This is a genomic window from Megasphaera sp. SW808 (assembly GCF_012027795.1).
Lineage (GTDB): Bacteria > Bacillota > Negativicutes > Veillonellales > Megasphaeraceae > Megasphaera > Megasphaera stantonii.
The window spans coordinates 51,947-73,676 of the sequence record NZ_SJOT01000004.1 but is presented as its reverse complement, the minus strand read 5'-3'; the positions used below and the strand labels follow the sequence as shown (position 1 = coordinate 73,676).

Below are 21,730 nucleotides of genomic sequence, written 5' to 3'. Positions count from 1 at the left end.
AGATAGGAAAAATTACAGAAAAGCATATTGACAATTTTCTTATTTTTCGTATAATGAAATCACGACACAATATACGTTCCCGATAAAGGTATAGACGGAAAAAAGTAGGGCTGCAAATACCCTCGCAGAGAGCCGGTGGGCGGTGTAAACCGGCAGGTGATGCAGCGTGAAGTTCTTTCCTGAACTGTGAGGCTGAACAGAAATCAGTAGGCCGATCCGGTATGGCGACCGTTACATTGCTATGAGTTGATCTGATTCGAGATTATTAGGGTGGTACCGCGGAGATGTTCGTCCCTTGGGTATCACCCTTTTTGTATTCTGGAATGCAGGTAAGCAGGGTGGTACCGCGAGTTCATCGTCCCTCATGGAGGGGCGATTTTTTTATATCAAACGGGAATCTAGCTATTATATTTCTTCATATCATCCATTAGGAGGCAACCCAAATGAACAGTTCAGTTATTGTCGTAGGTTTGTACATTTGTACGATTTTCTTAATCAGCTGGTACACGAAGCACCGCGCTGCCGGGAAGGCGGAAAACTATATCCTAGCCGGCCGGCAGCTCACGACGCCGCTCATCATGGTTTCTATCGTCGGCCTGGCCGTCGGCGGCGCATCGACTATCGGCGTTGCCGAACAGGCCTATAAAGCCGGTATTTCCGCCGGCTGGTACACGACGGCCTGGGGCATCGGCGCGATCGTCATGGGCATGACCGTCGCTAAAAAATACCGCAGCCTCAACATCACGACGATTCCCGAAATGCTGGAACGGTATTACGATAAGAAGAGCATGATTATCGGCATCATTTGCCAGATCATCGTACAGCTCGTCGTCATGAGCATGCAGTACGTCGCCGGCGGCATGATCCTCGCCGCTCTTATGCCGGAAGTCTTCACGCCGACGACAGGGATGCTCATGAGCGCCGTCGTCTTCATCGGCGTAACGCTGATCGGCGGTATGTGGTCGGCCAGCATTACGAACCTCATGAACGTATCCCTGAAATACGCCGGCATCCTCATGGCCGTCGTACTGGCAGTCCGCATGGCCGGCGGCATGGATCAAATCCAGATGAACCTGCCCATGCCTCACGGCCTCGATTTCATCGACGGCGTAGGCCCCATGACCATCGTTACGTGGATTATCGTCCTCATTACGGTTAACCTGTCCCTTCAGAGCATCATCCAGATTTCCCTCGGCGCAAAAGACGTGCATACGGCCCGCAAAGGCTTTATCATCGGCGGCCTGCTCATGCTGCCGATCGGCTTCGTCAGCGCCCTCCTCGGCGTCATCGCTTCGGAATTATATCCCAACATTTCGGCTACGGCTGCATTGCCCCAGGTCATCATGTCCCTCGACCCGTGGCTGGCCGGCATTACCCTGGCGGCTCTTTGGGCAGCCGACGTCAGCTGCGCCTGCAACCTCCTTCTCAGCTCGGCGACGCTGTACTCTCATGACATTCACAAACGGTTCGTCGACCCGAACATGTCCGACAGCAAGTATCTCAACGTCACCCGTATTTCCGTATTCCTTCTCGGCCTGCTTACGCTGAGCTTTGCTCTGACCATCAGCGGCATCATCTCCACGCTCATGGCCGGCCTCAGCCTCATGACGGCGTTCAGCGTCATCGTTCTCATGACGATGTATGCGCCGAAATACTGCTCCCGCGCAGCCGCCTTCTATACGATTCTGGCTTCGGTCGTCGTTCTCGTAGCCTGGATGTTCGTACCGGCCGTCCGCGTGCTGCCGCATGTCATTTATGCCGAATGGATCGTCTGCGGCGCCCTCTTCGTCGGCATCAGCGCCGTGACGCGCAGCAACGCCATTCACATGGAAGGCGTCGAACCGGCCGCCGTACAGGACGGCAAGACGAAGGCCGTACCGGCTCAGCACTAACGATAGGTTCCGCGAGTTTCCACGCGGCAGGTCCTATGGTATAATTAAATAACCTGCATATGAAAAATCCCTGTAAAGCGAGTCTCTTTGCAGGGATTTTTGTGCAGTTGATTGTGCTGATTGTATTCCTGTTCCGGCGAATTGAAGCCGTCGGAGGCAGGGAGGAGAAAGAGGTGATGGCGATGGAGAAAGGATCGGCCATTTCGCTGTATGAAGGGGAACGTATCTTGTGGCAGGGCAAGCCGGGCTGCTCGTGGCGCAAACTGGTTAAACCGTCGGATATACTGAAGGTTCCCATAGGACTATTGTTTTTTCTGTTTGCCCTATGCTGGGAAGGCGCAGCCTTGTCTGTTCCGGGCCTGTGGGGGATTGTCGCGCCCTTATTCGGCCTGCCTTTTATAGCGGCAGGAGCGTATGGCAGCGTTGGCCGCTTGGTCCATCGCCGCTGGCAGCGGCGGCAGATTGTCTACGTGCTGACGAGCGAGCGGATTCTTACGGTGTACCGCAGCCGCCTGGTCTGCCGGTTTTATCATACCCTGCGGTATTTGGAGAAGCGGGAAAACGGCGACGGGTCGGGGACGATTCTTTTCGACAAACGCCCTGTAGATTGGCATGATTTTCATTTTGCTTTTTTTAATGAACTCATACGGGAACGGGAATATGAATACGCCGCTATCGACGACGTCGACGCCGTTTGGGCTATCGTTGAAGCGCAGCGGCGCCGATGGATGAAGCCTGATGGCGAATGATAAAACGCGCCAGCAGATAGCTGTTGTTCTGTCTGCCGGCGCGTCTGCTATTTCAGGCTTTGGTAAATCTGTTCGATGTTGTCGCGCATGCGGTCTATATAGGTCGCAGTTCCTTCGGCGCTTTCGATGGTGTGGATCGTTTTGACCGACGCCCCTACTTCCTTGGCCAGGGTTTTCGAGATCTTGGGGCTGACCATGGTTTCGGAGAAAATCGTCTTCACCTTATGCTGCTTGCAGAAATCAGCCAGGCTGGCCAGCTGCTGAGGGCTCGGCTCGCCGCTGGCAAAGACCGACTCGACGCTGCGCTGCGTCAGGCCGAAATCGCGGCACAAGTAGGCGAAGGCGGCGTGGCCTGTGACGAACTGCCGGTTCGGGACGGATTGGAATTTTTCCTGATATTCCGCCAGCACCTGCTGGAGCTGTTCGTTATAAGCGGCGGCGTTTTCGCGGTAAAATTCGGCGTTGGCCGGGTCGGCTTCAGCCAGGGCGGCGGCGATGTTCTGTACTTCCGTCTGAGCGGCCTGCAGGCTGAGCCAGCAGTGGGGATCGTCGCGGCCGTGTTCGTGTATATCGTGCTTGTCTGTATTGGCGATTACCTGGACGCCTTTCGAAGCGTCGACGGCGACGAGGTTTTTATTGTCTACGACTTCCAGCGTTTTATCCGCCCAGGGCTCCATGCCCAGGCCGTTGTACACGAATAAGCGGGCATGGCTCAATTCCTTGAGATTTTTCGTCGTCGGCTGAAAATCGTGGGGCTCCGTGCCGTCGGGAATCAAGGTGACGACGTCGACCTTATCCTTGCCGACGGCCTGGGTAAATTCTTTCATCGCGTTGAAAGAGGCGACGACTTTCAGTTTGCCGTCGGACTGGACGGAGCCGTCGGATTGGGCGCCGCAGCCCGCAAGGAGCACGGCCGCTGCTATCATTGTGATACAGGCTGTAAGCCATGATTTCATAACATATCCTCCTCTGAAATAGGAATATATACGTATAGTATAAACTGTATCATAGCACTAACCGTTGTCCCTTGTCAATAAATGCAAATGCCTTGCATTTTCCTTTTCGTGACTATATAATAGAGCAGGTATTTTATATGATAAGAAGGAGCGGCTATGATTTCATTAGAAAAGGTGTCCTTTGCCTATGAGCACGGGCCCTATTTACTGCAGGACGTTACGATGACCGTGCAGGACGGCGATTATATTTCCGTTGTCGGGGAAAACGGCAGCGGCAAGAGCACCCTCATCAAGCTGATATTGGGGCTGCTGTCGCCGAGCCGCGGCACGATTTCCAATACCTTCCGCCGCTGCGCCTACGTGCCCCAGCGGTTTGAATCGCTGAACAGCCAGTTTCCCATTACGGTCTACGAGGTGCTGAACTGCCAGCGCAGGATTTTGGGATATAAGGATAAGGATATTATCCGCCGCTCGCTGGAGCAAATGAACGTATATGAGTTAAAGGACCAGCTCATAGGTAACTTGTCGGGCGGCCAATGCCAGAAGGTGCTCATTGCCCGGGCCCTCATGGGCGAGCCTGATCTGCTCATTTTTGACGAGCCGTCGACGGGCATCGACGTCAAGAGCCAGATGGAGCTGTATCCTTTTATCCGCCATTTGAATCAGGATCGGGGCGTAACGGTCCTGACGGTAGAGCATAACCTGAAATTCGCCGCTAAGAATTCGACGAAGATGTTTCGCGTCGTCAACGGCGGCGGCCATTTCTGCTCGCCGGAAGACTATATCCGTGAATACGTATCGGACAACATGGGGAGGGACGGCAATGTTTGAGTACGCTTTTATGCAGAACGCCTTTATCGTGGCCGTGCTGATTTCCATCGTATGCCCTCTCATCGGCATATTCCTCGTGCTGCGCCGCTATTCCATGATCGGCGACGCCTTATCCCATGCGTCTCTGGCCGGCGTAGCTATCGGCCTTTTGCTGGACGCCAATCCCATCCTCAGCGCCTTCGGCCTTACGTCGGTCTTCGGCATTCTCATCGAAGTGCTGCGCCAGCGGTTCCGCCAGTACGCCGAGCTGATACTGGTGATTATCCTGTCCTTATCCGTCGGCATCGCTATTACGATTATCAGTTCCGGCATGGTGCATACCAACGTGGAATCCTTTTTATTCGGCAGTATCCTGACGGTGACGCGGGAAGACGTATGGTCAGTCCTGCTGCTCAGCATCGTGTCGATTTTGACGATTATCAAGCTGTACCCCCAGCTGGTCATGCTGACCTTTGACGAAGACGGGGCGAAGATCGCCGGCGTAAAGAGCCGTCTGATCAACTACGTCTTTGCCGTCCTCGTCGCGGCGACGATTTCCGTGTCCATCCGCATCGTCGGCATCCTGGTCATCAGTTCGCTCATTGCACTGCCGGTAGCTACGGCGCTGCAGCTGCGGAAGGGATTTCGCCGGACTATGGTATGGTCCGTCCTGTTCAGCTTTTTAGATATTATTCTGGGCCTGGGCATCGCTTACGGAATCGACGCTGCGCCAGGCGGCGTGACGGCGATTGTTTCCGTACTCATGCTGCTGGCCGTCATTGCATATAAAGAAACGGCGCAGGCCCGGCGGCTGTAAGGAGGTACAGCTATGGACGACATAATACAGAACGAGGCCCGTGCAGAATGCCTCCACCGCTGCGGATTAAAGAGCACGCGGACCCGCAAGCTGGTCCTGGATGCGCTGTACCGGCACGGCGGCGTGTTGACGGCGGAAGATATTTATCAGGAGCTCATCGGCCAAGGGCAGGGCATCAACTTTTCTACGGTGTACCGCATACTGGAAATGTTTACGGCCAAGGAGCTGACGGAAAAGCATTATCTGCCTGATTCCCGGAAATACGGCTTTTCCCTGCGGGCAATGGGCCATCGGCACCGCTTGATTTGCCTGAAATGCCGCCGCATCGTGGAAATCGACCACTGTCCCCTGGCGGGGTTTGAAGCGGAATTAGCTGAAAAGACCCAGTTTGATATTGTCGGGCACAATTTGGAATGGTACGGGTATTGCCCGGAATGCCGCGGCCTTGCGCCTAGCGGAGAAAAAACGATAAAGACGGCGAAGGAGGAGTAGATGTGGCCTTATGCAAAGAACGGCTGGAGAACTATATAGAAACGCATTGGCAGGACAAGGCCGCTGTGTCCGTGTACTGCCGTCCTCTGGATGGCGGCGACGACTTTTTCTATCGCGACCGGGTCATGCCGTCGGCCAGCTTGATCAAGGTACCCATCATGGCCTGCGTCTTCCGTCAGGAAAAAGAGGGACAGTTGTCCTTTGATACAACTTATCCCGTTTACGGCGGCGTCGAAGGCGGTTCGTTTTACGGCCTGCCGGAGGGGACGGAAGTATCTCTTCGTACGCTGGTGTTTCACATGATCGTCGAAAGCGACAACACGTGTACGAATATGCTCATCGATGTGCTGGGCTTCGACGCCATTAACGAGGAAATTCGGCGGCAGGGCATGGAGCATACGCTGCTGCGGCGCAAGATGATGGATTTCGAGGCGGCCCGCCAGGGGAAAGAAAACGTGACGTCTCCCGGCGATATGGGGCGCTTGTTTCTGCGCCTGGCCTCCGGGACCTGCGTCGACGGGCGGCGCGACGAGGCGATGCGGGCTATCCTGGCCCAGCAGGAGGATAACTGCATTTTGCCGGCGCAAATTCCCAATACCGTGGCGGTAGAGCATAAGACAGGCGAGCTGGACGGCATATATCATGACTGCGGCCTCGTCTGGAAGCAGGGCCGGCCCTATGTGTGCTGCCTCATGGCCGACGGGATAGTCCATGAAGCCCAGGCCATTTACGATATGTCGTATTTGGCGCGCTTCCTATATGATGAAATATAAAAACTGCAGCAGTGCCGGCGCATAGGGCATTGCTGCAGTTTTTTTAACGGTATGAAATTAGCGGACGTAAGTTACGAAGTCGGCCTTGCGCGGTTTTGCTGCCGGCACAGGGCCGTCGGCGTAGCCGAGGATGCAGTGGCCGACTCCTACGAGGTGTTCCGGCAGGTTCCACTGGCGGAGCAGCGCTTTGCCTTCGGCTGATTCAAATTCTTCCTTGGCCCGGTTGATCCAGCACGAGCCGATGCCTAAGGAGGCGGCGGCATTCATGAGGTTGCCCATGACCAGGCAGCCGTCGGACCATGCGTTGGCCGATTTTTCCATGTCGGCCAATACGACGACGATGGTCGGCGCGCCGTACATGGGGTCGCTGTCCGTTCCCATAATCTTTGCGTTCATGGCGGTTAATTTAGCAATCGTTTCCTTGTCCTGCACGACGACCATCGTGACGGGCTGGATGCCCATGCCGCTGGCGGCGTACATGCCTGCTTCCAGGATTTGCTGCAAGTCGCTTTCGGGAATTTGTTCCGCTTTGTATTTGCGGATGCTGCGGCGGGAAATTAAGGTTTGTATTGTTTCGTTCATGCGTATCGCTCCTTTTATATAGAAATATAACTATACTTGTCTGTATGTATTATACCACATCTGTTTTTGGCGGGACGGGACGGAGCCATCTTTTTTCTTGCCATTTGCAGGATAAAATGCTATTATCTTATTTATAAGAAAACTCAAAAGGTTTTTTCAGTTTTCTAACAATTTTTTAACAATTCTCGTTTCTCGTTTTACAGCGGCCCATTATTGATGGTATAGTAAAATAGACGGAGAAATTGAAGCCGGAGAGGAGTGGTTGTCGGTGCAGGAGGCATTGGAGAGAGTAGGGCGCTTTACCCTTCATATCTTTGAACAGGTCGGCGTTCTAGCTATTTTATTTATCCAAACCCTGAGACAGCTTCCCAAAATTCAGCGCGGCTTGACGGTCGCGCAGATGGCTCATTTGGGGGTCAATTCCCTGCCCATCGTCAGCCTGACCCTTCTCTTTGCCGGCATGGTCATGACCCTGCAGATCGTGGATATCCTGCTGCGGTACGGCGCCCAGTCTACCTTGGGCGGCGTCATGTCTATCGCCATGGGCCGCGAGCTGGGGCCGATTCTGACCGGCGTCGTCGTCGCCGGCCGCGTAGGTGCGGCCATGACGGCCGAGCTGGGCACGATGAAGGTTACGGAGCAAATCGACGCCCTGCGCTGCATGGCTGTCAATCCGATTGCCTACCTCGTCGTACCCCGTTTCGTCGCCTGCGTCATCATGGTGCCGATCCTGTCGTTTTACGGGTATGTCATCGGTACGGCCGGAGGCTATGCCGTAGCGACCTTTGGCGCCGGCCTGACTCATTTTACGTATATGAATTCCGTCGAGCTGTTTACCGAGGTAGGAGACATCGTATACGGCCTGATCAAGGCCATGTTTTTCGGCGGCATTATCGCCCTGATAGCCTGCTATGAAGGCATGCACGCCAAGAGCGGCGCAGAGGGCGTAGGCCAGGCGACGACTAAGTCTGTCGTCACGTCCATTATTTTTATCTTTATATGCAATTACCTATTGTCTGTCATTTTGTATTAGGAGAGCCTATGATTAGTTTGCGCGATGTAACCGTAGCCTATGGAAGCCAGGTTGTCCTGGACGGCGTCGACCTCGACATCTGCGACGGGGAGACGCTGGCCATTTTAGGGGCCAGCGGTTCGGGGAAAAGTACGATCCTGCGGCTGATCATCGGCCTGCAGAAGCCGACAAGGGGCCGCATTTTTGTGGATGGCGCAGATATTACGCCGTATGATGAAGAGCAGCTCAATGAAATGCGCCGGAATATGGGCATGGTGTTTCAATACTCGGCGCTGTTCGACTCTATGACCGTAGGGGAGAACGTGGCTTTCGGCCCGCGGCAGCGTACGCGCTGCAGCGAGGAGGAAATACAGGCAATCGTCAGGGAAAAGCTCAGCTTCGTCGGATTGGAGGGCATTGAGGACATGATGCCCAACGATTTGTCCGGCGGCATGAAAAAGCGCGTCAGCCTGGCCCGGGCAATCGCCCTGGACCCGAAGACTATTTTATACGACGAACCGACGGCCGGGCTGGACCCGCTGCGGAGCATGGATATTAACCGCCTTATTGTCGGCATGCAGCGGCATTTGAAAGCCACGTCGATTCTCGTCACGCACGATATGCGGTCGGCCTTTTATGCCGCAGACAGGATAGCCTTCCTGCAGGGCGGCAGGTTCAGGCTGATTGCGCCGAAGGAAGAATTTAAACATACAGAAGATCGGGAAGTACTGCAGTTTATTTACGGCGGCGAGCTGCCCGAGGAAAGGGAGACGATGCTATGAGATGGAGTGCGGAAGCCAAGGTCGGCCTCGTAACCATTGTCGGCGTCCTGGTATTTACATATGTCATCATCACCTTGGCCCACGCCGAGATATTCGGCAATCCCGGCTTCGAGGTTCACACCGTATTTCATGACGCCAACGGCTTGCAGCAGGGGAATTCCGTACGCTACGTAGGCGTCCATGTCGGCAAGGTAGAAAAGGTCACGCCCCTTCGGAACGGCGTGGATATCGTGCTGCGGATTGATGAAGGGACGGAAATTCCCAAGGATTCGCGGGTGGCGATTACGACGGACGGCCTGCTGGGCGAAAAAATCGTAGCGATTACGCCGGGCAATGATAAAAACAATATCCTGGCCGACGGCGATACCCTGAACAGCAATCAGGGCAAAACCATGGACGACATGATGAACAGCGCCGGCACGCTGATCAACGGCGCCAACGATATGATAAAAAATATCAACGCTATCCTCGGCGACGCCAAGACCCAGGCGGCAATGCGCGGTTCTATTCAAAATGTAGAAGCCATTACGGGACAGACCAGCGCCATGATGGAGGCCAACGCCGCGAATATTCAGCAGATTACGGCCAATATGGCGGCGATGACGGCGCAGATGAACGCGTCGCTGCAGCAGCTGGACGGCGACGGGGCTACGTCGGCCAACGTCCGGGAAATGGCCGCCAATATGAAAAATATTACGGAACGCTTCGATACAATTGCCCGCTCTATGGAAACGATGACGACCAATCCGCAGAGCCAGGCAGACATTCAGACGACGCTGCACAATACGGCCGAGATCACGACGAAGGTCAACAATATCCTCGGCGGCAGCGGCGACGTGAAGTTTGAAGGAGAAGCGGGCTTCCTGTATAATGATACGCAAAGTGAAAGCGGGGCTCATGCAAATTTTAGGTTGTACCGGAACAATTCCTTCGCTTTGGTCGGAGCTGAAAGTATTGGCAACGGTACGAATCTAAACTTGCAGTTTGGACGCCGCAGTTCCTGGTTTGACAGCCGCTTCGGCCTGATCAACGGCGATTTGGGCGTCGGCGTCGATTTATTCGCCGACGGGCCGTTCCGCCTGAGCCTGGAGGGGTACGACCCCAACGACTGGCGGTACCGCGTGAAGGCCCAGTACCGCATCTTGCCGGATATTTATTTATTCGGCCAGTTTACCCGTCCCATGGACAGGAGCGACGGCGGCAATTATTACGGCATCAACTATGCTTTTTAGCATATTTCCAGTTTTATGATAAAGGATAGAAAATAATTGACGGGGGTACCCAAGATGAATAAGAATTTGTACAGAAAGATAATCATCGCCATGATGGTAACGGCTTTGGGAGGCGCGTCGGCCTTTGCGGAAGACACTGCCCAGGCATCGGCTGAAGCGGCGCCGAAAGCGCCGGTAAGCGTCGCGAAAGTGCGTCCTGTCGACGTGACGCCGGCTCTGCGGGAAGAATTAGCCCGCCAGATCGCGGCGGAATCGGAAAAGAAAGCGCAGAAGCGCGCCGCTAAAAAAGAGCAGGACCCGGTTATCGTCATCGGCCGGGTAGCTCCGGATCAGGCCGTCGAGCTGACGCTGCCCAAGACCGTGCAGATGGCCCTGGATTACAACCGCGATATCAAGGTCGCCCATTATGACCTGAAGAGCGCCGAATACTACATCGATGAAGCGCGGGCCGGCAAAATGCCTCAGTTCAGCTACACCTTCGACGCGTCGCGCCGTGAAAACAGCGGCAGCTCCGGCATGAATAACCGGGACAGCATTACCAACTCCTTCGGTCACGGCCTGAGCGTCAATATTCCCCTCTATACGGGCGGCCGCGTAGAAGGGCAGATTGCCGTGGCTAAGCTGGGCAAGACCAGCGCCCAGGAAGAAATCCTGCGGGTAGAACAGGCGACAAAGCTTTCGGCCGTTCAGGGCTATTTCGGCCTGCTGGCATATGAAGAGCTGCGCGACGTATACCATGAAGCGGTCACGAATATGCAGGGCCACGTCGACAACGTCACGGCCCAGTACAATGTCGGCACCGTCGCCAAGCTCGACGTCCTCACGTCGAACGTCTCCCTGGCCGACGCCAAGACGAACGCCGTCACGGCAGACAACAACGTCGCCGTTGCCGAAGCGAACCTGAACAACATCCTCGGCTTGCCGCTGCAGACGAAGCTGGAGCTCGTAGACCATCATCTTCCCTTCGAATCGTATGATATTTCCCTTCAGGAAGCCTTGGACTACGCCATGAAATACCGGCCGGAAGTCCTGCAGGCCGCGCTGAGCGTCCGTCAGGCTGAAGAAAATATCGGCATCGCCAACGCCGGCAATATGCCAAGCGTATCTATCGGAGCCGGCAACGACTGGAGCGACGAAGATTTCCCCGGCTCGGGCAACAGCGCATGGCGCGTAACGGGCGGCATTACGTTCAGCTTCTTTGACGGCGGCGCGACGAACGCCCGCGTTAAACAAGCCAAGCAGGCCCTGCTGGCTGCCCGCGAAACGGAACAGCAGACCCGCGAAGCCGTTCAGCTGGCCGTTAAGCAGGCTTACCTGAACATCCGCAGCGCCGCGCAGCGCGTAGAAGCCAGCCAGTCTGCCGTCGCTGAAGCCGAAGAAAGCTTCAAGATTGCCCGCGTCCGCTATCAGGCCGGCGTCGGCATCAACTTGGACGTTCTCGACGCGCAGTTAAACCTGAATCAGGCGCAGACGAACTACATTCAGGCGCTGTACGACTATAACGTCGGCATTGCCCAGCTGGAACAGGCGATGGGCGTAGACGTTCGGTCCGGCGTCGTCATCCCGTCCATGACGGAATAAATTATATACAGGCGTATTGCAAGGTCATAAGCGCTGTCCATCGGGACGGCGGCTTATGACCTTCTTTGCAATACAGACGGCGTGTCACAAGTTTTAAACAATTTTTGAAGGACGCCATATATTTCTTGATTTTATGTACCGGCCTAGGTAGAATAAAAAGAGATTCATACACTTTTGTTTTTTATATGTACATGCGGGAGACTCGGCGTGAAGAAAAAATGGATAGCCGGCTGCGTTGCGTCGGCCTTTTTTCTGTCGGCCACGGCGGCTTTTTGGATGGAAAAACCGGCTTTAACGCAGCAGCTGAGCGAAATCGTAACGACAACAGCAAATAGCAAGCTAAACGGAACCTTATCCTTCGCGTCGATGGATATTTCCCTGACGGGGAAGGTAACCATATCCCGGCCGGTTATCCGCGACGCGAAAGGGCGGATCGTGCTGGAAAGCGAAGATATCGACGTGTATGTCAATCCCGTCAAAATACTGCCTTCTCTATGGGATGGGAACGTATTGGCGTCGCTGGATACAGTAGCCGTCGACAAGCCCGTAGTGCATCTCTGGGAAAATGAAGACGGCTCGTGGAATGCCGCGGCCCTTATTAAACCGAGCGATACGGAAAGAGGCGCAGATTTTTACGGCGTCGTGCGCCTGAGCGACGGCGTCGTGCGCGTGCTGCTGCCTGATGGAAGCGGCAGGACGGTGGCTTTGGAAGACGTAGACGGCTCCGTGTCCTTTGCCGACTACCCCAAGGCCATTGCCTTGACAGCCGACGCCTCGCTGGACGACCACGACCTGACTCTTTCGGGAACGTATACGTCGGCGCGGCAATATGATATGACGATACAGGCCGAACGCATCGACGCGTCGTATGCCGCTCCCTTTATTCCAAAGGACGTAGACGTGACGATTCTCGGCGGCGCTGCCGAGAATGTAAAAGCGCGGGTAGCCGACGGCAAAGACGGCCTCTTCGTATCGGGGCAGGCCGACATTGCAGACGGCGCAGCCGCCGCGTACGGCCTCAGCGTAGACGGGCTTACGGGCCATGTTTCCCTGGGGACGGACGATGTGCTGCTGAAAGGTGTATCGGGGACGATCAACGGCCAGGAATTTCAGGCCGACGGCATTGTGAAGACCAACGGCGCGTCTCCTGTATTCAATATAGACGTCGACGTGCCGGGTGCGGCGCTGGACGCTTTTTCTGAATTTATACCGGCTCCCGTTTCCGGTACAGTCGGATTTAAGGGAACCCTGTGGGGGACGGCCGACGACGTAAGCGGCAAGGGCAAGCTCACCGCTTCGAACGTCGCTTACGACGGCTGGCTTCTCGACGACGGCGTGGCGGATATTTCCTACGCAGACCACGTGGCGCAGATCGAAAATCTAAAAGCCCATGCCGCCGGAGGCGAGATTACGGGCCGCGGCGCTTATCATGCCGATACGGGCGATTTTACTGCCGAGGCGAAGGCTGCGTCTGTCGACTTGTCGCAGATTCCTGCGGTCCCCGTTTCTGTATTGGGGTCTGTTTCGGCAGAGGTACAGGCGGCCGGCAATCTCCAGAGCGGTACGGTACAGGCCTTGGGTCGGGCGGAAGCATACGGCCTTTCATACGACAGCATAGAATCGGATCGCAGTACCGCCGATTTTTCCTACACCGACGGAGTTATTACCCTGTCAAATTTGGACATGGCTGTCGGCGGCGGCACAATTCGGGGCGGCGGTACCTATAATATGCATACGGGCGCGCCGAACATTGCCTTTACGGCAGAAAACGTGTCCCTCGACGTGCTGAGCTCTGCCGCCTCCGTGCCTATGAGCGGCTCTGTGTCGGCGGCAGGCCATGTATACGGCCCCGACCTGCAGTGGGAGTTGTCTGTCAGTGGGCGGAACGGCTCGATTCAGCACTTGGCCTTTGATTCTATCGACGGGACCCTTCGCGGCGTCGGCCGTCAAATTGAAATCCCTGCTGCGTACTGGCGATATAAAGACGGCGTTCATACACTGTCGGGAACGGTAGATTTAGATACGCGAGCCGTCAGCGGGACGATGACTACGGAGCACATGCGCCTGGAAAAACTCCTGCCGGCGATTGGGCAGGGCGATTTACCCATGACGGGCTGGGCGGATAATACCGTGTCGATTCGCGGAACCATAGACGACCCGGTCGCAGAGGGGACCTTCCACTTGACCAGCGGTTCCTACGCCGGGTACTTATATAAAAATATCAGCGCCGACTATCGCCTGGATCAGGGCGTCCTTTATATTTCGAACGGCGATATTTCGTCGTACAACGCGTCTGTATCCGTACAGGGCTCTGTCGGCCAGTCCTTGAACCTGGATATTGAAGGAAAGGAACTGGATATTTCCCGCATGATGCCGCGCAGCCGCCTGCCGCGGAGCGGCGTGTTCAACGTCAGCGCCCATATTGGCGGCACGCCGGACAACCCGACGGCCGGAGGCTCTCTGCGGGCTGATACGCTTACGATCAACGGCATGGAGCTGACGAACGTACGTGGTGATTTTGCCTATTATGACAAGCTGGTGCGCCTGACGGATCTGCACTTTGACCAAAGCGACGGCTCGTACGATGCGAACCTGCTGTACCGTACGGAAGACGGTTGGATGCGCGGACAGGCCGGCGTTCGCAACGGCGATATTGCCAGCATCCTGAAGCTGGCCGCCGTGCCTGTACAGAATGTAGAAGGCCATATAAACGGCCAAATTGATTTGGAAGGGACGGCGTCTGATCCGAAAGCGTCTATTATAGGGCAGATTACGGACGCGTCGCTGGCCGGACAAGCTGTCGAACCGGCAGATATAGATATTCGCCTGGAAAAGGGAACGGTACAGGTCAATAAGCTGTCCCTGAAGACCGGCGACAGCCTGCTGGCCGCGAAGGGGACTTATGCCTTCCACGGTCCCGTCGATATGCAGGTGGCGGCCCGCAATTTCCCGTCCCGGGCCTTGCTGGATATTTTGGGGCAGACTGACGTAGACGTCGATACGCCCATTGATTTTGCCGCGGCCCTGGGCGGTACGGGCGACGATTTGGAAGCCGACGTGTCGGCGCAGCTGAACGGCGGCGCTATTAACGGCGTAGACTTCACCAACGGCTTTGCCTTATTGAACATCCGCGATGGAAATATACATATCGATCAGGCCTATTTAGCCCGCGATCCCTATAAAGTCGCGGCCTACGGCGACATACCCGTCAGCGCGCTTCACGGCGGGCGGGGCGCCGAGCCGATGGACGTGACGCTCAAGCTCGACAACACGGGGCTGGATATTTTAGCAGTCCTAACGCCTGCCGTCGAATCGGCGCAGGGCGGCGTCGAAGGGTCTCTGCAGCTGGGAGGCACGCTGGCAGAGCCTCAGATACACGGCAGCGTGAGCGTGCAGGACGGTTCCATCCAGTTCAGCGATGTCGCCTATCCGCTGGAACACATTACGGGCAATATCGTATTTGGCGGCCAGAACGTCTCTGTAACCGCCTCGGCGACGATGGACAAAAAAGGAGCCAAAGATCCGGGCAGTGTTTTCGTCCAAGGCCAGGCCGCCTGGGACGGCTGGCAGTTGACAAAGTATGAAGGCAATCTGTTTTTGAATCAACTGGCCTTGGACTGCGATTATTTTAAGGGGCCGCTGAACGGAACCTTTACCTTAGGCGAAGGTCAGCGAGGTCCTAAGCTGAGCGGTTCTATCGATATAGCGAACACGACCCTGGATATACCCCTGAGCTTTTCCGATAGTTCCAGCGCTCCCGAGTTGGAATTGGACGTTTCTGTAAACTTAGGGGAAAAAGTAAGGTTGTATAATCCGGCATTATATGATTTAATGGTAAATGGCTCTGCTCGTTTCAGAGGATCGACGACATGGCCCATGCCGTCGGGCCGGTTCGAAGCGTCGCGCGGGACGGTCTATTACTTAAATACGACGTTCCGCCTGTCTAAAGCCCGGGCTGACTTTAATCAGTTCGGCTCGTTCCTGCCGTCTGTCGACATCGAAGGGAACACGCGCGTCGGCCAGTACGGCGTCTTGCTGACGCTCCGAGGTCCTGTAGAAAATATGGACCTGGTGCTGCGGTCGGACCCGCCGCTTACGAAGCAGCAGATCATTTCCTTGATTACGCTGCGCAACAGCAGCAGTAAGCAGCAGAGCTCCCTGAACAGCGAGGACATGAGTACCCTCGTCGGGTCAGGCATCCGCATGACCCTGAACAGCCTGGGTATTACGCAGGAGCTGGAAAAGGCGCTGTATCTGGACATGCTGACCGTTACCAACGGGTCTTTGGATTTCAGCGACAAGCACAGCGATGTAAGCAACAACTATTACAACATCGAAATGGGCAAATATCTGTTTGATAACTTCATGCTTACGGCGGCTTTCGGGTTAAATCACGACGATAACCGCTTCGGCGCCCAGTATGATTTGGGCAGCCGGTTCAGCGTCAACGCCTGGACGTCCGACGACGACAGTTTTGTCGGCGGCATGTACCGCTATTCATTCTATTAGGAACAGGAGGGGACGGCGTGCTGGAACGATATTTAGAAGAATTAAAGCGCATTTCCCTCTTGACGCCGGAGGAAGAGCGGGCCTTATGGAAGGCGTACAAGGACGACGGCGATATGGCCAGCCGCAGAAAGCTCATCGAGCAGTATCAGCCTCTCGTATTCAAAGAGGCGATGCGCTGGCATATCCGGGCAGATTTGCTGCCCGACGCCGTGCAGGAAGGGACGGTCGGCCTCATCGAAGCCGTCGAGCGCTTTGACTACCGGCGCAATGTGGCTTTTCCTTTGTTTGCCGTACACCGCATTCGGGGAGAAATCGTTGACTACCTGAATAAGGAAGGCAGCATGGCGTCCTTGTCCATCGACGAGCCTGATGAAAACGGATTGACGCTGCGGGAAATGCTTCCTGACGAAGACGTAGATATTGCAGAGCAGACGGGGCGCCGATTGCTGTTTGAACACGTAGCCAAGACGCTGCAGCGTCTGCCGCAGAAGGAGCAGGCCGTCCTTGAGGGCGTGTATTTGCAGGACAAGCAGCAGAAATATCTGGCCCGCGACATGGACGTGAGCCTGCCTTATGTCTACCGCCTGCAGAAACGGGGGATTCGCCGCGTTCGCGGCATGCTCAGTCAGTTTATTCACGACTGCAAAAAGAAGTAACCGAGGTGTTTTCCTTAGAAAAATAAAGATTTAGTGAGTATTTTTCGTGTAATATAGGAATTTTGCTGATTTTTTTCTGTTACAAACGAGGCCCTGTGCCAGGATACTATAGGTATGTTCAGAAAGGAGTCAGCAGCATATGGGAAAATCAGGCAATAATATAGCTGAACATGTCCGGTCGGCTAAGATGTGGCTGGAAAAAGCGGAGCAGTCCTTTGACCGCCAGTCTGAAATCCAGGGAGAACTGAATCTCATGCTGGCAGAAGCAGAGATGAAAAATCTGCGGAAACGCCATGGCCTGAAGGTGCGCGCTAAACTTCGCGTCGCAGCGGCCATGGGGATTGCCGTTATGGCCGCCGGATTGTGGTATGCCGCGACCAGGGAAAGCCCTTCGACGGCGTTGCCGGCGCGGGACGCCATACCGGTAGTCCGGCAGCAGTCTCCTGAAAAATTGCCGGCTGCACCGGCTAGGACGGCGGCGCAGCCTGAACCATATACAAGGCGGCAGGCTCAGGCAGAGCCTGCCGCTGCGTCGAGGCCGACCGCCTCGCAGGAACAACGCGATGACGCAGCGGCGCCTGCTTCGGCACCAGAAGCTGCCGCGCCGATTCAACGCAGCGCGCCGGCGCCGAAAGAGGTGCTGACAGACGCGCAGATACAGCAGGCCGTACGAGATGCGCGCCATAGCCTGCGCGGTACGGACGTAAAGAATAAATAAATGGAGGTTTTGTATGAATACGCGGAAGAAGAAGCTTCTTGTCTTGATGATGACCAGCGCAATGATGACCTGCCCCGTATGGGCAAGCGACGAAACGGTAGCGCAGCCGGCTCCGGCTGCCGGCGCGACGGGATATGAACCGGTAGGTAAGGACGTCGTCGCCGCCGATGTTGTTTCGGCTGCAGGAATGTCGGGCACTGAAAAGATGGCCGTCAATGCGACGATAACGGCGCGGGCCGATAAGGCGACGCAGGATACGATGGCGGCGGCCCAATCGGGGCTGACTGGGTATGAAACGGAGGAAGAGCTGGCAGCAATTGCTGAAGGCAAGACGCCGGAAGAAATTCATAAGGCCGCCGAAGCTTCTTCCCAGGAAAGTGCCGCTCCTATTGCTGTTCCAGGTACTGGATCTGAAGCTGCGCCGCAGGCAGCGGAAACGGCGGCTTCTGCTGAAACGGCTCCGGCTGCAGCATCTGACGCTGCATCTCAGCCTGCAGCAGCTCCGGCTGCGCCTGCTCCCAAACTGCCGGGCACGCCGGTACAGTTCCCGGCCAGAATCGGCGATTTTGTCGTAGATTCCAGCGTTCCCAACTATCCTATGGCTGTCATTCCGCCGGAAGGCGGGGTCAACCTGCCCTACGGCAGCCTCGTATCGGACAGCGACGTCGCGCCGTACCTCAACAAGACGGCTACGTCCGTTACGGTCAGCCCGGTGCCGGATGAAAAAATTGAAGAAAACATTCTTCCGCGATTGGCTATGCGCGTCGGCGATGCCGTCAATATGGCCTATATCCGCCATGACTTGAACGTCATCGGCTCGACGGGCATCTTTTCTACAGTGAAGCCGTCCTTTACCAACGTACCCGAAGGGGTTATGCTGAATTACACCGTTCAGATGAACCCTGTTGTCAACGGCATAGAAATTACAGGGAATAAGTCTCTTTCGGACGGCGATATTAAAAAGCTCATTACGATTACGCCGGGCTCGGTGCTCAATACGTCTATTGTCAGCCGCGACATTGCCGCTATCAATACGACGTACAATAACGCCGGCTACATGCTGAACCGCGTATCGGAAGTCAGCCTCGACGAAGAGGGGATTCTCCACATCGGCATCTCCGAAGTCCATGTAGAAGACATCTCCCTGCGGGGCAATACGAAGACTCGTGATAAGGTCATTCTCCGCGAACTGCGTTTCAAGAAGGGCGACGTATTTAACCGCGAAGTTGCCAGCCGAAGCATTCAGCGCGTCTATAATACGGGCTACTTTGAAGACGTCAACGTCCGCCTTCTGCCGGGCCAGAAAAACGCCCAGGACGTCATCGTTGAAATCGATGTCGTAGAACAGAAAACAGGTACCGTTACTATCGGCGCCGGCTATTCCGATTCGGACGGCCTGGTAGGTATCCTGGGCCTGAGCGAAACGAACCTGCGCGGTACGGGCGACAAGGTCAGCATCCAGTGGGAATTCGGCGGCGAAACCAACTCCAATAAGAACTATATTTTCTCCTATACTCATCCGTGGCTCAACGACCAGGGCGATTCCATCGGTTTCAGCTTGTTCGACCGCGAAAATGATTACAACGACTATGACGAAAACGGCGACGAAGTAGCCGATTACGACCGCCAGACCCGCGGCTTCAACATTACCTACGGCCGCGTCCGCAGCGAATACGTCAGCGACTTCGTAACGTTGGAAACGAAGGAAACGAAGTATAAAGATTATAACAGCGGCTTAAATTATCCAGAATTATCGAAGGATCCTAATCATCCGGAATATCACGATTACATGGACGACAACTTCGGCCGTACGAACAGCCTGCGTTGGTCCCATGTATTCGATAACCGCGACAACGTCTTCGATCCGACGCGGGGCAAACGCTTGTCCTTTACGGGCGTTTGGGCCGGCAACGGCTTGGGCGGCGATTTTGATTACTTCAAATTTATTGCTGAAAATCGCCTGTATTACAAGGTCGGCCATGCCCACGTCATCGCCGTCCGCCTTATGGGCGGTATTGCCAGCGGCGACATGCCGTACAATGACCTGTTCACGCTGGGCGGCGCCGATAACCTCCGTGGCTTTGAAGACGATGAATTCCGCGGCGATAAGATGTATTTAGGTACGATCGAATACCGTTATCCCATTGCTAAAAAGGTACAGGGCGTATTCTTTGTCGATGCCGGCAACGCCTGGGGCGGCACGGATAAGGTTCCCTGGTACCATGACAATGACGAGCTGCACGTAGCCGGCGGCTTGGGCTTCCGCGTCACGACGCCTATCGGGCCGATTCGTCTCGATTACGGCGTAGGCGATGAAGGCGGCAAGTTCCACTTCAGCTTCGGCGGCAAGTTCTAATGTTGTCGGACCAATGAAAGCGACTATACTTCGAGCGGGCTTGGGAGCAGTCGTATGCGCCTGCTGCAGTGTGGGCGGCGCATGGGCGGCTCCCATCGCGCATGTCAGCGTCAGCGTTTCCTCCGTACAGGAGAAGATGCCGCCCTTGGTGCAGAAGCGCATTGCGGCCAGCATTCAAACCGTAGGAAACCACGTGCTGCTGACCCATGACAGCGGCGAGGTGCTGGCAAACGGCGAGGAATATAACCGGATTATTAACGATATCGTCAATCGGGTCCTCATCGGCTACACCGTGGAATCGATTCAGATTCAGCCGGGCGAGGACACGACGTTGGCCGTACAGATCCGCCCGTGGGGAGAGACGATTCAATCTGTTGCCATGCATGTAGATTACGGCGCCCTTCCCGATATGGGCCGCCGCCTGGCCGACGGCGATTTGCGCAATGCTTCGTCTATCGTGGAAAATCTCCTCGTCGGCCTGCCTGTCGACGCCCTGGACTGGGCGAACGGCACGATAAAAGCCGTGATGGAAAGCGAGCTGGAAAGCCAGCTGCCGGAATTTTATCCCCATATCGCCATTACGCCGGGGCGCAGGGCGGAGGTGCAGATTTACTTGCTGCCGAAGCTGCCTGTAGTGCGCAACGTAGACGTAGCGATCGAGGCGGAACATCTGCCGAGGGTGATTTTCCTCAGCGCCCGCAAGAACATAGAAGAACGCTACGCCGGGCTGGAAGGCCTGCCCGTGGCGTTTGTGCACCGTCATGAACGAGATATACAGGCTGACCTGCGCCGGAGCGTAGACAGCCAATGGGTTATTCGCAAGTATAAGCTGAAAGTTGACCCTGTCGTGGAAATCGGCGAAAATATGAAGATCCAGCTGCGTTCCCATACTGATTTTTACGATATTCAGGCCGGGGCTTACGTCGACGTCGGCCGCGACGACAACAGCGGCGACGACACGGTTTTAAAAGCTCACTTAGGCCGCAAAATCGGCGGCCATCACGAGGTATATACGCAGGTGGAATTCATGCCCAGCTCCGTCGATTGGAATATCATTCCCGGCTACTTCTACCGCTGGGGAAAATATACCCGTCTGGGCTATCAGTACGAGACGGATGACGACAGCAGCCATGTATGGGTACGCCAGTACCTGGGCAAAAAATGGATGCTTCGCTTCGACAGGGACTTGACAAACCATGAGGACGAAATCGGCCTGACCTACCGCGTCCACGAATACATCGGGTTAGAATATATCGTATCCGACCATGACAATTGGCTCAGGGTCATCGGATATTTGTAAACATAAAGGAGTACATGCCGTTATGATGTCAGAAATGGGTAAAAAACGAAATATTAAAATTTTTTCCGGCGTAATCGCCGTCGTCTTCGTTCTCAGTATTGCCGGCTTAGCTGTCATGCAGATGGGAAATCCCGTCAACGCTGCGCCGTCGAGCAATATCGGCGTCGTAGATATGAGCAAAGTCATCACGCCGGATAATCAGGATGCCGTAGAGGCGCAGAAGCAGCTTCAGCAGGCCGGTGAAGACATGCAGAAGCAGTTTGACGAACAGTCTGCAAATATGACAGACGAACAGAAGCAGGCACTGTTCCAGAAAATGCAGGAAGAAATGAACCAGAAGCAGGAAGAAATCTTCAAAGGCATGAAGGATAAAGTCGATACGGCTATTGGTTCCGTTGCCAGCACGAAGGGCCTCAGCCTCGTTGTAGATAAGCGCGTCGTTCTGTACGGCGGTACGGACATTACCGATCAAGTAGCGAAGCAGCTGAACGATTCTCAGTCCAAATAAGGAGA

The 21,730-nt window shown here is 55.3% G+C and carries 18 protein-coding genes and 1 other annotated feature; of the genes, 16 read left to right on the top strand and 2 right to left on the bottom strand.

Annotated elements, in window-relative coordinates; genetic code table 11:
• Window positions 1-82: 82 nt before the first annotated feature.
• Window positions 83-299, top strand: a binding site (T-box leader).
• A gap of 144 nt (window positions 300-443) precedes the next feature.
• Window positions 444-1,892, top strand: coding sequence for a sodium:solute symporter family protein (locus E0L13_RS02645; RefSeq protein WP_168060087.1), 1,449 nt, complete (start codon window positions 444-446; stop codon window positions 1,890-1,892).
• 176 nt (window positions 1,893-2,068) lie between these two features.
• Window positions 2,069-2,641 carry a hypothetical protein gene (locus tag E0L13_RS02640; RefSeq protein WP_095629776.1) on the top strand — a complete coding sequence of 191 codons (573 nt, stop codon included), beginning with the start codon at window positions 2,069-2,071 and terminating at the stop codon, window positions 2,639-2,641.
• 47 nt (window positions 2,642-2,688) lie between these two features.
• Here E0L13_RS02640 and E0L13_RS02635 read toward each other — a convergent pair whose 3' ends face one another.
• Complete coding sequence (locus E0L13_RS02635) at window positions 2,689-3,597, bottom strand: metal ABC transporter substrate-binding protein (RefSeq protein WP_168060085.1); 909 nt, start codon at window positions 3,595-3,597, stop codon at window positions 2,689-2,691.
• 156 nt (window positions 3,598-3,753) lie between these two features.
• Here E0L13_RS02635 and E0L13_RS02630 point away from each other — a divergent pair, with 156 nt between their 5' ends.
• From E0L13_RS02630 to E0L13_RS02615, 4 genes are read left to right on the top strand one after another with little or no spacing between them, the layout of a single operon-like run.
• Window positions 3,754-4,428, top strand: a complete 675-nt coding sequence (locus tag E0L13_RS02630) for a metal ABC transporter ATP-binding protein (RefSeq protein ID WP_168060083.1) — start codon at window positions 3,754-3,756, stop codon at window positions 4,426-4,428.
• Entirely contained in the window at window positions 4,421-5,224 is an 804-nt protein-coding gene (locus E0L13_RS02625) for a metal ABC transporter permease (RefSeq protein WP_095629773.1), read from the top strand. The genes E0L13_RS02630 and E0L13_RS02625 overlap by 8 nt, the downstream gene beginning before the upstream one ends.
• Window positions 5,225-5,236: 12 nt before the next feature.
• Window positions 5,237-5,716, top strand: a complete 480-nt coding sequence (locus tag E0L13_RS02620) for a transcriptional repressor (protein WP_095629772.1) — start codon at window positions 5,237-5,239, stop codon at window positions 5,714-5,716.
• A gap of 2 nt (window positions 5,717-5,718) precedes the next feature.
• Window positions 5,719-6,489, top strand: a complete 771-nt coding sequence (locus E0L13_RS02615) for a serine hydrolase (protein ID WP_168060081.1) — start codon at window positions 5,719-5,721, stop codon at window positions 6,487-6,489.
• A gap of 57 nt (window positions 6,490-6,546) precedes the next feature.
• On the opposite strand, the gene E0L13_RS02610 is transcribed toward E0L13_RS02615, so the two are convergent.
• Complete coding sequence (locus tag E0L13_RS02610) at window positions 6,547-7,071, bottom strand: nitroreductase family protein (RefSeq protein WP_087477848.1); 525 nt, start codon at window positions 7,069-7,071, stop codon at window positions 6,547-6,549.
• 268 nt (window positions 7,072-7,339) lie between these two features.
• Between E0L13_RS02610 and E0L13_RS02605 the strand changes: the two genes are divergently transcribed.
• From E0L13_RS02605 to E0L13_RS02560, 10 genes are all read left to right on the top strand, one after another.
• Window positions 7,340-8,104: an ABC transporter permease gene (locus E0L13_RS02605; RefSeq protein WP_087477847.1), complete on the top strand. Its 765-nt coding sequence runs from the start codon at window positions 7,340-7,342 to the stop codon at window positions 8,102-8,104.
• A gap of 8 nt (window positions 8,105-8,112) precedes the next feature.
• Window positions 8,113-8,865 carry an ABC transporter ATP-binding protein gene (locus tag E0L13_RS02600; protein ID WP_168060079.1) on the top strand — a complete coding sequence of 251 codons (753 nt, stop codon included), beginning with the start codon at window positions 8,113-8,115 and terminating at the stop codon, window positions 8,863-8,865.
• Complete coding sequence (locus tag E0L13_RS02595) at window positions 8,862-10,097, top strand: MlaD family protein (protein WP_095630205.1); 1,236 nt, start codon at window positions 8,862-8,864, stop codon at window positions 10,095-10,097. The genes E0L13_RS02600 and E0L13_RS02595 overlap by 4 nt, the downstream gene beginning before the upstream one ends.
• A 54-nt stretch (window positions 10,098-10,151) precedes the next feature.
• Window positions 10,152-11,678 (top strand): TolC family protein, encoded by a 1,527-nt coding sequence (locus E0L13_RS02590; protein ID WP_168060077.1) that lies wholly within the window; start codon window positions 10,152-10,154, stop codon window positions 11,676-11,678.
• Between the two features lie 207 nt (window positions 11,679-11,885).
• Window positions 11,886-16,187, top strand: a complete 4,302-nt coding sequence (locus E0L13_RS02585; protein ID WP_168060075.1) for a translocation/assembly module TamB domain-containing protein — start codon at window positions 11,886-11,888, stop codon at window positions 16,185-16,187.
• Between the two features lie 17 nt (window positions 16,188-16,204).
• Window positions 16,205-16,843 carry a sigma-70 family RNA polymerase sigma factor gene (locus E0L13_RS02580; protein WP_168060073.1) on the top strand — a complete coding sequence of 213 codons (639 nt, stop codon included), beginning with the start codon at window positions 16,205-16,207 and terminating at the stop codon, window positions 16,841-16,843.
• Window positions 16,844-16,982: 139 nt separating this feature from the next.
• Window positions 16,983-17,561, top strand: coding sequence for a hypothetical protein (locus E0L13_RS02575; protein ID WP_168060071.1), 579 nt, complete (start codon window positions 16,983-16,985; stop codon window positions 17,559-17,561).
• 13 nt (window positions 17,562-17,574) lie between these two features.
• Window positions 17,575-19,917 (top strand): BamA/TamA family outer membrane protein, encoded by a 2,343-nt coding sequence (locus E0L13_RS02570; RefSeq protein ID WP_168060069.1) that lies wholly within the window; start codon window positions 17,575-17,577, stop codon window positions 19,915-19,917.
• A 13-nt stretch (window positions 19,918-19,930) separates the two neighbouring features.
• Window positions 19,931-21,217: a hypothetical protein gene (locus E0L13_RS02565; protein ID WP_240924638.1), complete on the top strand. Its 1,287-nt coding sequence runs from the start codon at window positions 19,931-19,933 to the stop codon at window positions 21,215-21,217.
• A 22-nt stretch (window positions 21,218-21,239) separates the two neighbouring features.
• Window positions 21,240-21,725, top strand: coding sequence for an OmpH family outer membrane protein (locus tag E0L13_RS02560; protein WP_087477838.1), 486 nt, complete (start codon window positions 21,240-21,242; stop codon window positions 21,723-21,725).
• Window positions 21,726-21,730: the final 5 nt, after the last annotated feature.

Coding starts and splice junctions, on each gene's coding strand:
- E0L13_RS02645 (WP_168060087.1), top strand. CDS start 444: ATGAACAGTTCAGTTATTGTCGTAGGTTTGTACATTTGTACGATTTTC.
- E0L13_RS02640 (WP_095629776.1), top strand. CDS start 2,069: ATGGCGATGGAGAAAGGATCGGCCATTTCGCTGTATGAAGGGGAACGT.
- E0L13_RS02635 (WP_168060085.1), bottom strand. CDS start 3,597: ATGAAATCATGGCTTACAGCCTGTATCACAATGATAGCAGCGGCCGTG.
- E0L13_RS02630 (WP_168060083.1), top strand. CDS start 3,754: ATGATTTCATTAGAAAAGGTGTCCTTTGCCTATGAGCACGGGCCCTAT.
- E0L13_RS02625 (WP_095629773.1), top strand. CDS start 4,421: ATGTTTGAGTACGCTTTTATGCAGAACGCCTTTATCGTGGCCGTGCTG.
- E0L13_RS02620 (WP_095629772.1), top strand. CDS start 5,237: ATGGACGACATAATACAGAACGAGGCCCGTGCAGAATGCCTCCACCGC.
- E0L13_RS02610 (WP_087477848.1), bottom strand. CDS start 7,071: ATGAACGAAACAATACAAACCTTAATTTCCCGCCGCAGCATCCGCAAA.
- E0L13_RS02600 (WP_168060079.1), top strand. CDS start 8,113: ATGATTAGTTTGCGCGATGTAACCGTAGCCTATGGAAGCCAGGTTGTC.
- E0L13_RS02595 (WP_095630205.1), top strand. CDS start 8,862: ATGAGATGGAGTGCGGAAGCCAAGGTCGGCCTCGTAACCATTGTCGGC.
- E0L13_RS02590 (WP_168060077.1), top strand. CDS start 10,152: ATGAATAAGAATTTGTACAGAAAGATAATCATCGCCATGATGGTAACG.
- E0L13_RS02575 (WP_168060071.1), top strand. CDS start 16,983: ATGGGAAAATCAGGCAATAATATAGCTGAACATGTCCGGTCGGCTAAG.
- E0L13_RS02570 (WP_168060069.1), top strand. CDS start 17,575: ATGAATACGCGGAAGAAGAAGCTTCTTGTCTTGATGATGACCAGCGCA.
- E0L13_RS02565 (WP_240924638.1), top strand. CDS start 19,931: ATGAAAGCGACTATACTTCGAGCGGGCTTGGGAGCAGTCGTATGCGCC.
- E0L13_RS02560 (WP_087477838.1), top strand. CDS start 21,240: ATGATGTCAGAAATGGGTAAAAAACGAAATATTAAAATTTTTTCCGGC.